Consider the following 13,237-nt stretch of genomic DNA (forward strand, 5'->3'; position numbering starts at 1 on the left):
GCCGTATTTAGAAGGCAAGTCGGCGGAATTCTTCGGTAGGAACCTTGTGGAACCGGGAGTGGGGTCCTACTGTCACCTCACCCTCATGGCGGCCGCTTCGCCGTGCGGGTCCCAGGCGTTCGTCCTCCCGAGAGAAACGAGCAGGCGATGTCACGGAGCATTACAGGTGCTGTGGCGAAATGGCCGGACGGACCGCGGCGAAGAGCCGCGATGGCTGTCGCGTCGCTGACGGCGGCGGCCGTCGGGCTCAGCGTTCTGGCCGGTGGGACGGCGTCGGCGGGACCTGCCGCGGTCGGCGGTGCCGGTCCGGTGGTGACACGCGCCGCGCTCGATCCGGCGCTCGTAGCGGGCCGGGGCGCGAGCGTGGGATTCGCCGAGCAGGAGGCGGAGAACGCCGCGACGAACGGCACGGTCATCGGCCCGGGCCGCACCGCGTACACGCTGCCGGCGGAGGCGTCCGGGCGCCGGGCGGTCTCACTGGCGCCGGGTCAGTACGTCGAGTTCACGCTGCCGGCCGCGGCCGACGCGATCACCGTGCGCTACAGCATTCCGGACGCACCTGGCGGCGGCGGGATCACCGCACCGCTCGACGTCACCGTGAACGGAAAGAACCGGACCACCGCGACCCTGACGTCGCGGTACTCCTGGCTGTACAACCAGTATCCGTTCTCGAACGACCCGAACGCCGGGTTGCTGCACCCCGATTACTGGGTCACCGAGTGCGCCTGCGTGCCCGCCGCCACGACGCCCGCCCCGCAGTTCGCGACGCCGTTCCGCCCCAACCACTTCTACGACGAGCAGCGCCTGACGCTCGGCAGGAAGTACCGCGCGGGCGACAAGGTGCGGCTCACCGTTCCCGCCGGGAGCAAGGCCTCGGCCACCACCATCGACCTGCTCGACTCCCAGCTCGTGGGCGCGCCGCACGTCGCCGTCGTCGCGGCGAACGTCCTGGCGTTCGGCGCCGACCCGTCGGGCCGGCGCGACTCGGCCGACGCGATCGACCGGGCGATCGCCTTCGCGCAGCGGACGCACCTCAAGGTCTACATCCCGCCGGGCACGTACCAGGTCAACCGGCACATCGTCGTCGACAACGTGACGATGGAGGGCGCCGGCAGCTGGTACACGATCATCAAGGGTCACCAGGTCACCCTCGCCACTCCACTGCCTGACGGCTCGGTGCACACGGGCGTCGGCTTCTACGGCAAGGACGCGGCGGCCGGCGGCAGCAACAACGTCCACCTGTCCGGTTTCGCCGTCGAGGGCGATGTGCGCGACCGGGTCGACACCGACCAGGTGAACGGGATCGGCGGGGCACTCAACAACTCGACGATCGACGGCCTCTACCTCCACCACACCAAGGTGGGCCTGTGGTTCGACGGGCCGATGACCAACCTGCGGATCACGAACAACGTCATCACCGACCAGATCGCCGACGGCCTCAACTTCCACACGGGTGTCACGCACTCGCTCGTGTCGAACAACTTCGTCCGCAACTCGGGTGACGACGGTCTCGCCATGTGGTCGGAGAAGACCGGGAACGCGGGCAACACCTTCGACCACAACACCGTGCAGACGCCGGTGCTCGCCAACGGCATCGCGATCTACGGTGGCACCGACAACACGGTCTCGAACAACCTGATCGCGGACCCGATCCGGGAGGGCAGCGCCATCCAGGTCGGCTCCCGCTTCGGCTCGGAGGCGTTCACCGGACATCTGTGGATCACCGACAACACCACGGTCCGCGCCGGCACGTACGAGCTGAACTGGAACATCGGGCTCGGGGCGATCTGGTTCTTCGCGCTGGAGAAGAACATCGACGCGGACATCCGGGTGACCGGTGACCACTTCCTCGACAACACCTACAACGCGATCATGCTGGTCTCCGACTGGCCGGTGAAGGACCTGTACTCGATCACGAACGTCCACTTCAAGGACATCAGGGTCGACGGCACGGGCACCTCGGTGGTCAGCGGCCGGGCCGCGGGATCCTCGTCCTTCGAGAACGTGGACGCCCGCAACGTCGGTGCGGTCGGGGTCAACAACTGCGGCTCGTTCCACTTCACGCCCGCCGGCTCGGAGTTCGCCCTGACCGATCTCGGCGGCAACGACGGCGGCGGTACGACCGGTCCCTGGCTCGCGCCCTGGGAGCTGCCGAACACCATCACCTGCGACGACCGTCCGGCGGTCGTCGCACCGCCGGCTCCGTCCGCGTGGTGACGTCCAACTGAGCGGGTGCTGAGCGGAATTCACCGGTTCAGCGCGGGGTCGGCCGTCCGGGAAGCCTTCCGGGCGGCCGGCCCCGCGGTCGTGGGGGCGCTCGACGGGGCGGGGCGCTCGCGAAGCAGCAGCCCGGCGGTCACCGCGACCGCCGCGGCGGTGAAGCCGTGCACCCCGTACGCGGTGCCGGCGGAACCGTCGTTGCTCAACACGATCACCATGTCCCCGGCGGGGACGAAGGTGATCGCCAGCATCGCCCAGCCCAGCGCCTTCCGGTGTCCGGTCAGGAGAAGCGCGAAGATGACCAGTCCGGTCGCGATGTCACGCACGCCCTTGACGGCGAGGAAGGCCTTGCCGTCCTGCTGCGGCCAGCTCGGGAGACCGAATCCGGACGCGGTCGTCCGGGGGGCGAACAGATAGCTGAGGCCGACGTAGATGATGAACGCGCCGCCGATGACGGCGAGGGCGGTGGTGACGTTCTTCCAGGTCATGACAGGTCTCCTGTGCGTGAAGGGGTAGGGCTCGGAGGGCGGTGAGGTGTGCGGGGTTCTCAGCGGGGATTCAGCGGGTCCCGTTGCGGATGCGGCGGACCCTGCGGTGGTACGCGGGGCTGCCGACGACGTACCAGAGCAGCCGGGCCGGGAGCGGCAGCTCGCCGAGGATCTTCGCGCGCTCGGTCCTGTCGGCCTCTTCGAGGACCATGCCGAGGAAGAACAGCAGTTTGGGCTTGGGCGTGGTCGCCATGAAGTGATCGCCGAGCGCGTTCCACTCCTTTACGGACAGGTGCCGTTCGGCGAGCGGGAGCAGATTCTGCTCCTCGTCGTCCAGGTGCTCCACGAGGACGGCGCGGTGCTCGGTGAGCGCGGCCACCAGCACGTCGCGTTCCGCCTCGCCGGCCGTGGCCTCCCAGCCGGGCAGCGCCGCTTCGGCCCGGGCCAGCGTCGCGGCGATCCCTTCGTGCTGGGCCTCCATCCGCAGCACCAGATCGGCTTCGATGTCGACCCGGGCCAGGAGCGGCGGCCAGAGGTGGTCGTCCTCGCCGTGGTGGTGGTTGGTCAGCCCGAGCAGGTAGTCGCGGAAGTGGGCGGCGAGCACGCCGGCCCGTGCGGTGTCGCCCGGGGCGACGGCTGCGATCAGCTCCGTGAGGAGCCGGGACTCCCTGCGGAGTCCGCGGTGGATGACCACCATCTCGTGGGTGTCGGGGCGGGCGTCGGCCTGGGGTGCTGCGTTCTTCGTCGTCATGTGTGAAGCCTCGTCGGCGGGTCCTGGAAGGGACTTGGAACGGACTTGGAATCAGGGCTTGGAATGCGGACCGGGAACTGTCGCCCGGGAACTGTGGCCCGGTGCTGGGAAATTCGGGCCCGACAAGATCCTTGGCCGCTTACGATGTGCGGCGACATGGTGTGCGTACGCGTGCTCGGTTCCTTCGGAGCCGAGCGGGACGGGGAGCCCGTTCCGCTCGGCGGCCGTCGGCAGCGGTCGGTGCTCGCCCTGCTGGTGGCGGCGCGCGGCCAGGTCGTCCCCGTCGACCGGATGGTCGAGGACCTCTGGCAGGACGCGGCGCCCGCCCAGGCGGTGACCTCGCTGCAGGCCTACGTGTCGAACCTGCGCCGGCTCCTGGAGCCCGGCCGGGCTCCGCGTACCCCGGCGAAACTGCTGGTCAGCGCGCCGCCCGGCTATGCGTTGCGGCTGCCGGAGGACGCGGTCGACGCCTGGCGCTTCGAGCGGCTGCTGCACGACGCCCGTGAACTCCTCACCACCCGGCCGCAGGCCGCGGGCCGGCTGCTGGAGGAGGCGCTGTCGCTGTGGCAGGGCCCGGCGTACGCGGAGACGGCCGACGAACCGTGGGCCCGCGCCGAGACCGCGCGCCTGGAGGAGCTCCGGAGGGTCGCCCGTGAACTGCGCGTCGCGGTGGGGCTGCGCTCCGGCGACGTCTCCGGGACCGTTCCCGAGGCCGAACTGCTCACCCGCGACGAGCCGTTGCGTGAGGAGGGCTGGCGCCTGCACGCGCTGGCGCTCTGGGCGGTGGGCCGGCAGGCCGACGCCCTGGCCACCCTCCGGCGGGCCCGCGCGGTCCTCGCCGCCGAGGTCGGCCTCGATCCAGGCCCCGCCCTGACCGAACTCGAAGAGGCGGTCCTCGCCCAGCGCGCGGAGGTCCTCCGGGCCGCGACGGACGCACCGGCGGATCCGACGACGGGTCCGATACCGGGTCCGACAGGCCTGACGGCCCCGACGGGTCCGACGAGCCCGCTCCGTACGACCGCTCCCGTACAACAGCCCGCCGAAGCGGACCTGTTCGTCGGCCGTGAGGCCGAACTGGAGCTCCTCGCGGCCGCCGCGGGCCGGGCGCGCGCCACCGGTCCGGGCGTCGCGCTCGTGACCGGCGAGGCGGGGCTGGGCAAGTCGGCGCTGCTGGAGCGGTTCGGCCACCGGCTGCGCCGTGACGGCTGGCTCGTCGCGATGGGCCGCACCACCGACGCCGAGGGCGCGCCGCCCGCCTGGGCCTGGGTCGAGGCACTGCGGTCCGTCGCCGTGGAGTTCCCGCCGCCGGCCGGGTCGACCGCCGTGCTGGCGCCGCTGTTGTCCGACGGGACCACGGACTCCGCCGGCTCCGCCACCGGCTCCGTCCCTCAGGAGGACGCGGCCGCCGGCCGGTTCCGGCTGCACCGGGCGGTCCGGCAGTGGCTGGAGGCGGCGGCGGGCGAGCGGCCGGTGGCCGTTCTGCTGGACGACCTGCACTGGGCCGACGCCGAGACGCTCGCGATGCTGGCGGGCCTGGTCGATCTGCCGCAGGGCACCCCCGTCCTGTTCGTGGCCGCGTACCGGCCGGACGAGATCGGGGGCCCGCTCACCGACGGACTCGCCGGTCTGGCGCGGCGGTCCCCGCTGCGCGTGCCGCTGCGGGGACTGTCCGAGTCGGCCGTCGCGGAAGTGATCGGAGCGGTGACCGGTGCGGCGGGCGAGGCGCCGGTGGACGCCGGGACGGTGGCCGCGCTCGCCGAACGCACCGGAGGCAATCCCTTCTACGTCCGCGAGAGCGCCCTGTTGCTGGGGAGCGAGGGCGCGCTGGTGGCGCTGTCCGATGTGCCGGAAGGGGTGCGCGACGTGCTGCGCCGCCGGCTCGGCCGTCTTCCCGACGCGGCCGTGGCCCTGCTGCGGCTGGCCGCGGTGGCGGGGCGCGAGGCGGACGTCGAGGTACTGGTCGGTGCCGCGGACACCGGCGAGGACGGCGTGCTGGGCGCGCTGGAGACCGGGCTCGTCGCGGGGCTGCTCACCGAGCCCGCGCCGGGCCGCGTCCGGTTCGTGCACGCGCTGGTCAGGGACACCCTGCTGGCCGACCTGAGCCGGCTGCGCGCCACCCGTATGCACGGCCGGATCGCGGCGGCCCTGGAGCGGCTCGCCCCGTACGACGTCTCCGCGCTGGCCCATCACTACGCCGGAGCTGCGTCCTCGGCCACCGCGGCCAAGGCCGTGGACTACTGCGTGCGAGCGGCCGCACTCGCCGAGGGCCGTTACGCGCACGACGTCGCCGCCGCTCTGCTCGCGCAGGCGCTGGAGTGCTTCGACCGCCTGCGCGCCCCCGCGGGCGGTGTCGGAGTCCCCGCGGACGGTGTCGGGGTTCCCGCGGGCGGCACCGGAGTCCCCGCGGGCGGTACCGGAGACCGGGACGACGAGCGGATCGAGCTGCTCGGGAGGCTGCTGCGGGCCCAGGTACGGGCCGGGGCCGTCATGGAAGCGCGGGCGACACGGCAGACGGCGATCGATCTCGCGACCGCCGCGGCCCGGGACGATCTGCTGATCCGCGCGTTCACCGCCTGGACCGAGCCGACGCCCTGGCAGACCCGGCCGTACGGCATGGTCGACGAGCCCGTCGTCGCCGGACTCGGCCGCCTGCTGGAGCTGCCGGATCTGGAGCCCGCCGTGCGCTGCCGGCTGTTGGACGCGTACTCCGCCGAGCTCTCCGACGGTCAGGACCCGCGGGCGCGGGCCGCGGCCGAGGAGGCCGTCGTGATCGCGGAAGGCCTGGGGGATCCCGTGCTGCGGGCGCTGGCGCTCGCGACGCTTGCCCGCGAGCTCGACACCGAGCTGGAATGGCGTGAACGGGCGGAGCTGGGGGAGCGGATCGACCGCCTCGGCAGCGCGCACGACCTGCCGATCTACCGCTGGTACGGGCTGTTCATCCGGTCGACCGCCCTGGCCGTCGAGGGCGACGTCACCGGCGTGTACCGGCTCACCGCCGAGTGCCTGGAGCTCGCCCGCGCCTACCGGATGCCCGGTCCCGCCGCGGTCGGCGAGAGCATGCTCGCGACGTTCGCGCACATCGAGGGCAGGGTGGCGGACGCCGAGCGGCTCTACGCCGAAGCGGCCGCCCGAATGGGCCGCCAGGGCTCCCCGCACGCCGCCGGCTATCTGCTGATCGCCACCGCGACGATCAGGGCGGGCCAGGGACGGCTCGGCGAGTTCGTACCGCCGGCCCGGCAGGCGTTCGACGCCTACGGCCCGATCGCCTGCGATCTGCTCTCCGCGGCCCTGGCCGCCGCCGGGCAGCCGGCCGAGGCCCGGCAGGTGCTGGCGCAGGCACTGCCGATCCGCCCTGACTACTTCTTCAAGGTCTTCGCGACCTTCCGTGCGATGACCATGGTCGCGCTCGGCGAGAAGGAGGGCGCCGAGGAGCTGTACGCGGCGCTGCTCCCCTACCGCCACGCACCGCCGCCCAGCTCGGGCTCCACCGTGGCGATCCGGCCGGTCGCGTACACCCTCGGCGAACTCGCGCGGCTCCTCGGCCGCGACGACGAGGCCACCGCGCACTTCGCCCGCTCGGACGCCATCGCCGAACAGTGGAACACCGCCCTGGGGCGATTTCCCGGCCGTCCACAAGGCGTGAGCTATGTTGAGCAGGAGCGGCATGAATAAGGAGGCGCACCGGTGCCATCGGGGCAGCAGGCACGGGCACAGGCGGCTGCGATCACCCCGGGTGGGCAGCCCCTGGAGCTGGAGCGTGCCCCCGCGGACCGCGTCCACGCCCTGTTCAACGGCCATCGCCTGTCCCCCGGGCAGCGCCGTATCGCCCAGTACCTGATCGACCACCTCACCGAGGCCGCCTTCCTCTCGATCACGGAGCTCGCCGAGCGGGTGGGCGTCAGCCAGCCGTCCGTGACCCGTTTCGCCGCCTCCCTCGGCTTCAGCGGCTATCCCGCCCTGCGGGACGTGCTGCAGCCGATCGCGCTGAGCGCGGTCGCGGGGTCGCCGGAGAGCCGGGAGCAGGTCCGCCGCAACGAGCTGCAGGCGGCGGTCGACGCGGAGATCGAGAACCTGGAGAACGTGCGGCGGCTGCTCGCCGACACCGACCAGGTGCTGGACATCGGCCGTGAGCTGGCCCATTCCGTGCCCCTGACGGTTCTCGGCCTGCGGATCTCGGCGCCGCTCGTGGAGTACTTCGCCTATGCCGCCCGCCGGATCCACCCCGATGTGCGGGTGGTGACCCGCGGCGGCAGCGTCGCCTTCGACGCGCTGCTGCAGTCCCGGGCGGCCGGCGGGGCGTGGGTGCTGGCGTTCGCCATGCCCCGGCACGCCAAGGAGACCCTGGCCGCGCTGCGGGCCGCCCGCAGCGCCGGACTGCGCATCGCGCTGATCACGGATCTCACCCTGGGCCCGCTGGTGGACGAGGCGGACGTCGTCCTGACCGCAGGAACCGGCTCGCGGCTGGTCTTCGACTCGTACGCGGCCCCGGGCATGCTGTCCGCGGCCCTGCTGCAGGCCATGGCCGACGCCGATCCGGAGCGGACGCAGGCGCGGCTCGAGGGGTACGAGCAGGTCGCCGATCAGCACGGTTTCTTCCTCTGAGAACCCTCTGGAAACCGTTTTCACCGTCCGCCCGGCTCCGCCTTGCCCGGAATGTATGAATTTTTTCATACCCTTGCGTACTCGACGGTATATATGTTTACTGCAATCGGCGCCTGGGCCCACCGGACGCCATTGGAGAGCGTGACCCGCCCTCCCGACGGAACACCCGGGCCGACGCTCCCTCCTCGTGGCGCGCCCGGGGTGTTCACACCGGGCGCTCGCATCCCGCGGAGCGCCCACGGCAGCCTCGGTCAACCCCTGGGCCGAGGCAGCCAACAAACCTCTTGATCAGAGTTCGGCACTCTTCGGAAGCGACGAGAATGTCCCAGACGACCCTCACCACGCTCAGCCCGGACTGGCCCTGCCAGGTCAAATCCCCCGGGAACCCCGACTGGGAACGCACCGCCACCCGCTGGCTGCGTGACCTGCTGCCGGCCCGCTACGCCGGATACTCCACGCTCACCCGCCACCCGGCCCTCCTCGCCCGCCACGCACAGCTCCAGCTGCAGTACGAGATGCGCGCGGTCCAGGTGGCGATGACCACCAGCCGGGCCGAGCTGCCCACCATGGGCATGGTCGAGGCCGTCATCGAGAACACGATCCGCCTCTACGCCGTCGAGCTGGAACAGCTGAGCCGCCTCGCCCGCGGCGTCCGCCTCGTCACCGACGCCCTGGTGGCGACCACCGCCACGGCCCCACGCCGCCGCTGACCGTTCCCAGGGAGTCCCCACCAGGGGACGGACCGAGCCCTCGGGCCCGGCCACCGCTCCTGCGGTGCGCCGGGCCCGAGGGCGGGCGGGTTCCGGCTACCGGGTGTAGCCGTAGTAGTAGCCCGAGAGGTCGACGACCAGATCGACCGGGGAACTGCTGCCGTTGTAGAACTCGATCGCGCCGTCCGTGCCGGTGGGCATGACCGAGGCGTTGGCCACGGTCTGTCCGGCGCTGAAGTTGATGTTGGATGCGGTGGGCCGAGCCGTCCCGGCGGGATAGGCGGTGATGAAGCCGCCGCCGACGTTGTTCGTGACGGTCATGTTCAGTTCCGCCGCCGTCATACCGGTGGCCGGCACCCCGTTGCGATTGGCGATCTGCAGTCGGACGGTCTGGTGGGGACCGAGCTTCGCGGCACCGCCGCCGGTACCGGTTCCGGTGCGGGTGTCGAGGACCCTGGTCAGCGAGGTCGGCACGACGACCGAGGCGGTGCCCGGGTAGTCGTAGTAACCGACCACGTCGGCGACGAAACTCACGGTTCCACCGCTCCCGTTGTAGAGCACGACCTTGCCGTCCTTGACGGGGACGAGGACCAGGTTGGACACGGTCTGCCCCGGGGTCCAGTTGGAGTTCGAGGTCCCGGGGTTGTCGTCACCGTGACCGTAGGCGGTCAGAAAGCCCCCCGCCTTGGTGTCGGTCGTGGCCACGTTGAGCAGTACCGCCGAAGCGTCCGACGGCACCCCCTTGCGCCCGGCGACGGTCAGGACCACCCCACCGTGCGGTGCCACAGGGGCTTTCGGCGCGCCGGTGCCGTCGCGGGTGTCCAGGACCCGGGCGGGGCCGGCGGCGGAGTAGGTGACGCCGATCTGGGAGCTCCGGCTGGCCGGGTCGCCGCCGACCTCAACACCGAAGGAGTCGATGATCAGGTCGACCGGGGCGCTGCTGCCGTTGTAGAAGTCGACCAGGCCGTCCTCGCCGGGGACGGCCATCATGATGTTCGGAACGGTCTGCCCGGGGCCGAAGTTGAGCAGGGAGACGCTCGGCCGGGCTGTGCCGTCCGGATAGACGGTGAGGAAGCCACCGGCTTTCGTGTTGGTGACCGTCACCGTGAGACAGGCGGCTTGCACACCGGTGGAGTCGGCGTGCAGTTGGGCCCTCGACAACTGGACGGTCCCATGGGCCGGGACCCTGCTCCCGTAGCGACTGTCGTAGATCCGCTTCGGGGTCAGGGGAAGGATCTCGTTGCCGACAGTGATCGTGGCCGAGGCGGTCGACGTCCGCCCGAGCAGGTCGTTGGCGGTGACCGTCGCGGTGTAGGTGCCTGCGTGGGGGTAGATGTGGTGCGTGGGAGCAGAGGTGGACAGCTCGGCCGACGTGCCGTCACCGAAGGTGAGCGTCCCGCTCTGGAGTTGCCAGGTGTCGGCTCCGGCGGTGGTGGTGAAGGCGGCCATGCCGGGAGTGACCGTATTCTGCGGGGGCGCGGAGATCAGCGGAGCAGCGGTGAGTACCACCTGCGGAGCGTCAACCGTCGCTGCCTTCACCTGCGTCGTTCTGGTCACGGCCAGGCCGTCGGTGTTGGTCGCCGTCGTGCGCGCCGTGTAGATGCCGGGGGTGGGGTAGACGTGCGAGGCCACGCCGCCGCTGACCGCCACGGGGCCGCCGCCGTCGCCGAAGTCCACGACCGTGCTGACCGTTTCGCCCCAGCTGTCGGTCGGGGCGGCGGTGACGGCGAGGGTGAACGGTACGGTGCCGGCCGCCGAGGCGGGGCTGTACGACGGAGCCAGGGTCAGAGTGCTCTGACGCTCGAAGGCTCCCCGGTCCATGGCCCCGGCCCCGGTACCCGTGTTCGCCGTGTTCGGGTCGTCGACGGGCTGAGGGTGCCCGGAGCAGTCCGTACTGGTCACGCCCGGGGCGTGGGAGTCACCCGAGTCGATCAGCGGGGACCCCTCCGGCTGCGCAGAGGTGGAGATGTCGGTTGCGGGTACGTCGAGGTCCTGGCCGGCCTGGCCGGGTACGGCGGCCGCTAGGTCCGCCGCCTTGGTGTAGTCGGTGCCGCCCCAGGTGTAGTCGAAACGGGGAGCCGCGGCGGCGAGCGCGTTGTAGGCCGTCTTCACGGTGTTCGTCGAGGAGGTCGCGACCGTGATCAGCGGGGCCGCTGTGCACGGCGGTGTTCCGGACGGTGCCATCGCCTTCACCGCGTTGTTCTCCACCGTCCCGGACGACGTCCCGGTAATAGACAGGCCGGGGGAGCAACTGCCGGCGATGATGGTGTTACCGGTCACCGTGAGCCCGGAGACATCGGTCGCGCCTATCCCACCGGCTTGGTCGGTGCTGAGCAGGTTGGATGCGACGGTGACGCGCTCTGCCCCGGAGGCGATGGACACGCCGTGTCCGAGGCTCCCCCGCGTTTCGTTCCTGGTGATCGACACGTCGGACGAGGTGTGGTCGACGGAGATCCCGTCCGGGGTCTCGGGGGCGGTCTCCCACACCTGCCCGACAGCGTTCGTGTCGAGGGCGATGCGGGTGGAGCCCACCACGGCAAGGCCGTCACCGCGTGCGTGCTCGACGATGATCCCGGCAATGCGGATGTCGTGTGCTCCGGACACCGTCACCGCGGCCGCGGTGCTGTTGTCAGGCCGCCAAAGAATGGGGTTGGTGGTTCTGGTGTGACTGGTGAAGGCGGGGCTCTTGAAGGTGATGGGCGCCGTCGGTGTGCCCGAGCGGGTGATGGTGACCGAGCCGGTGTACCTACCCACGCCGATAGTGACGGTCTGCCCGGGATTCACGACATCTGCCGCCGCCTGAACGGTGCAGAACGGGAGTGCCTGCGTCCCCACCCCGGTGTCGCTGCAATGCGTGGGACTCACGTACAGATTGGCGACCGGCTCATCCGCCAGCGCGGACAGCGGGAACAGACCACCGCTGCTCAGCAGCGCGGCCGTGGATACGACAATTTGACGCCGATAGCGCATAACGCGCATAAATCCCCCACCGCTTACCCAGGACCCACCAGAACGCTGATTCACAGAGGCTCGCCGGATAGTACTGCGCCTCTGCGGAAGGTCCTGCCCCGGGCGGTCGCTCCCGTTCCCGACCCCGTTCCCGACCCCGATCCCGGTCCCCATCCCATTGCAGGGAGCCGTTCTGCGAACAACCATGGCCGTCATGGAGCGACCGAGGCAGATCATCGAGTGCGGAGACTTCGTCCTGCGAAGCTGGCGGGGACAGCGCGACTTCGCTGCGGCGTTCACGTTGATCGAGGAGTCCGTGGACCACCTGCGCCCCTGGGAGGCGTGGGTCACCCGGCACAGCGAGGAGAGCACCCGCGACTTCCTCGCGAAGTCCGAGTCGAAGTGGGCGAGCGGTGACGTGTACAACTACGCCATCGCCCAGGACGGCACCCTCATCGGCATGTGCCAGACCTACCGCGGAGCCGAACCCCAGGGCCGACGCATCGGGTACTGGCTGCACCCTGCGGCCACCGGCCAGGGCATCGCCACCAGAGCGGCCACCGCCATCGTCACCGAGATGTTCACCCTGCCGGACGTCGAATACCTGGAGATCACCCACGACCTGGCCAACACCTCGAGCGCCGCCATCCCGCGCCGGTTGGGCTTCACCGAAGTCCGCCGCGAACAGGCAACACCGCCCGCAGCTCCCGCCGGCAGCGGGATAGAAGTGGTCTGGCGGCTGCACCGCCCTGCCCCGCCCGTTAACGGCAGTCGGGAATGACAGGGAATTCAGGACCGGGCACGATCGCACGCGGCCGCATAACAAGGCATCCAATAACAACGTGTCCGCTGACAACGTGTCCGTACAACAAAGAAGCCCCGGGCCGTGAGGCCTGGGGCTTTGAATGGAGCGAGTGACGGGAATCGAACCCGCGCTCTGAGCTTGGGAATCACTCGACACTTGGACATCAGTATGTTCGCTGACCTGCGGGAGCAGACTGGTGCGCGCTTGAACTGAGTGCTGTTTCGGCACCTGTCTTGACCGCCCTTTACCGGCCCTACTGGGACGTTCTGGCACGGCCCCAGCGGTGCGGCCAACAGCATCGAAGCCAGGCAGTTCTGCCCTCGCGACGGTCTGGACACATGTCCTTTGCTTTGGGGCACGTCTACGAGGGCGCCTGGCCTCGTATCTACCGGGCCTGTGACATGGATGCAGAAGGTCCGCGTCCCGGCTCCGGGACGCGCCAAACGATTCGGACCTGTTCCTCCAGGGGTAGCGAGGGTCCGCCGACGTAGATGCGGTGGATCAGGTAGAGGACGGCAAGCCGGAATGCCCCTGGATCGATATCGTCCTCCGTGGGCACTGTTGCCCGGCTCAGCTTGTTCACCTGTACTACAGGGGCGGTTCGTGCCTGCTGATCGGGTGAGTCGTTGGTCAGGGCGTGGAGACGCAGCGGGACGTTGAGGTCTGGGCGGCGTGGTTCGAGGACTTCTTTGCTCGGATCGCGGGTCTGTTC

At 70.7% G+C, this 13,237-nt stretch carries 8 protein-coding genes and 1 pseudogene; 5 read left to right on the forward strand and 4 right to left on the reverse strand.

All coding sequences use genetic code 11. The annotated features are described in order from the left end of the window. Positions 1 to 147 precede the first annotated feature (147 nt). A complete protein-coding gene (locus tag O3W51_RS01360; RefSeq protein WP_198357284.1) occupies positions 148 to 2,217 on the forward strand; it encodes a glycosyl hydrolase family 28-related protein in 2,070 nt (689 codons plus the stop codon). A 29-nt stretch (positions 2,218 to 2,246) separates the two neighbouring features. Here the strand turns inward: O3W51_RS01360 and O3W51_RS01365 are convergent, their stop codons facing one another. After that, complete coding sequence (locus O3W51_RS01365) at positions 2,247 to 2,708, reverse strand: DUF4267 domain-containing protein (protein ID WP_138351310.1); 462 nt, start codon at positions 2,706 to 2,708, stop codon at positions 2,247 to 2,249. 70 nt (positions 2,709 to 2,778) lie between these two features. Then, on the reverse strand, positions 2,779 to 3,459 hold the full coding sequence (locus tag O3W51_RS01370; RefSeq protein WP_198357286.1) for a hemerythrin domain-containing protein: 681 nt from the start codon (positions 3,457 to 3,459) through the stop codon (positions 2,779 to 2,781). 156 nt (positions 3,460 to 3,615) lie between these two features. On the opposite strand from O3W51_RS01370, the gene O3W51_RS01375 reads away from it, so the two are divergent. From O3W51_RS01375 to O3W51_RS01385, 3 genes are all read left to right on the forward strand, one after another. Next, positions 3,616 to 7,131 carry a BTAD domain-containing putative transcriptional regulator gene (locus O3W51_RS01375; RefSeq protein WP_269283024.1) on the forward strand — a complete coding sequence of 1,172 codons (3,516 nt, stop codon included), beginning with the start codon at positions 3,616 to 3,618 and terminating at the stop codon, positions 7,129 to 7,131. 12 nt (positions 7,132 to 7,143) lie between these two features. Further along, positions 7,144 to 8,061, forward strand: coding sequence for a MurR/RpiR family transcriptional regulator (locus tag O3W51_RS01380; RefSeq protein WP_138351312.1), 918 nt, complete (start codon positions 7,144 to 7,146; stop codon positions 8,059 to 8,061). Positions 8,062 to 8,381: 320 nt separating this feature from the next. Then, entirely contained in the window at positions 8,382 to 8,771 is a 390-nt protein-coding gene (locus tag O3W51_RS01385) for a hypothetical protein (RefSeq protein ID WP_164294626.1), read from the forward strand. A 96-nt stretch (positions 8,772 to 8,867) separates the two neighbouring features. On the opposite strand, the gene O3W51_RS01390 is transcribed toward O3W51_RS01385, so the two are convergent. Then, entirely contained in the window at positions 8,868 to 11,750 is a 2,883-nt protein-coding gene (locus O3W51_RS01390) for a PKD domain-containing protein (RefSeq protein WP_269283031.1), read from the reverse strand. A gap of 184 nt (positions 11,751 to 11,934) precedes the next feature. On the opposite strand from O3W51_RS01390, the gene O3W51_RS01395 reads away from it, so the two are divergent. Then, positions 11,935 to 12,501 (forward strand): GNAT family N-acetyltransferase, encoded by a 567-nt coding sequence (locus O3W51_RS01395; RefSeq protein WP_244809310.1) that lies wholly within the window; start codon positions 11,935 to 11,937, stop codon positions 12,499 to 12,501. Positions 12,502 to 12,910: 409 nt separating this feature from the next. On the opposite strand, the pseudogene O3W51_RS01400 reads toward O3W51_RS01395, so the two are convergent. After that, positions 12,911 to 13,237: pseudogene (locus O3W51_RS01400) on the reverse strand (hypothetical protein); the annotation flags it as partial.

This window comes from Streptomyces sp. H39-C1, from assembly GCF_027158125.1.
GTDB lineage: Bacteria > Actinomycetota > Actinomycetes > Streptomycetales > Streptomycetaceae > Actinacidiphila > Actinacidiphila fildesensis.

What these genes read in the sequence shown, in the direction of transcription:
- O3W51_RS01375 (WP_269283024.1), top strand. Translation starts at nt 3,616, where the DNA reads ATGGTGTGCGTACGCGTGCTCGGTTCCTTCGGAGCCGAGCGGGACGGG.
- O3W51_RS01385 (WP_164294626.1), top strand. Translation starts at nt 8,382, where the DNA reads ATGTCCCAGACGACCCTCACCACGCTCAGCCCGGACTGGCCCTGCCAG.
- O3W51_RS01390 (WP_269283031.1), bottom strand. Translation starts at nt 11,750, where the DNA reads ATGCGCGTTATGCGCTATCGGCGTCAAATTGTCGTATCCACGGCCGCG.
- O3W51_RS01365 (WP_138351310.1), bottom strand. Translation starts at nt 2,708, where the DNA reads ATGACCTGGAAGAACGTCACCACCGCCCTCGCCGTCATCGGCGGCGCG.
- O3W51_RS01360 (WP_198357284.1), top strand. Translation starts at nt 148, where the DNA reads ATGTCACGGAGCATTACAGGTGCTGTGGCGAAATGGCCGGACGGACCG.
- O3W51_RS01370 (WP_198357286.1), bottom strand. Translation starts at nt 3,459, where the DNA reads ATGACGACGAAGAACGCAGCACCCCAGGCCGACGCCCGCCCCGACACC.
- O3W51_RS01395 (WP_244809310.1), top strand. Translation starts at nt 11,935, where the DNA reads ATGGAGCGACCGAGGCAGATCATCGAGTGCGGAGACTTCGTCCTGCGA.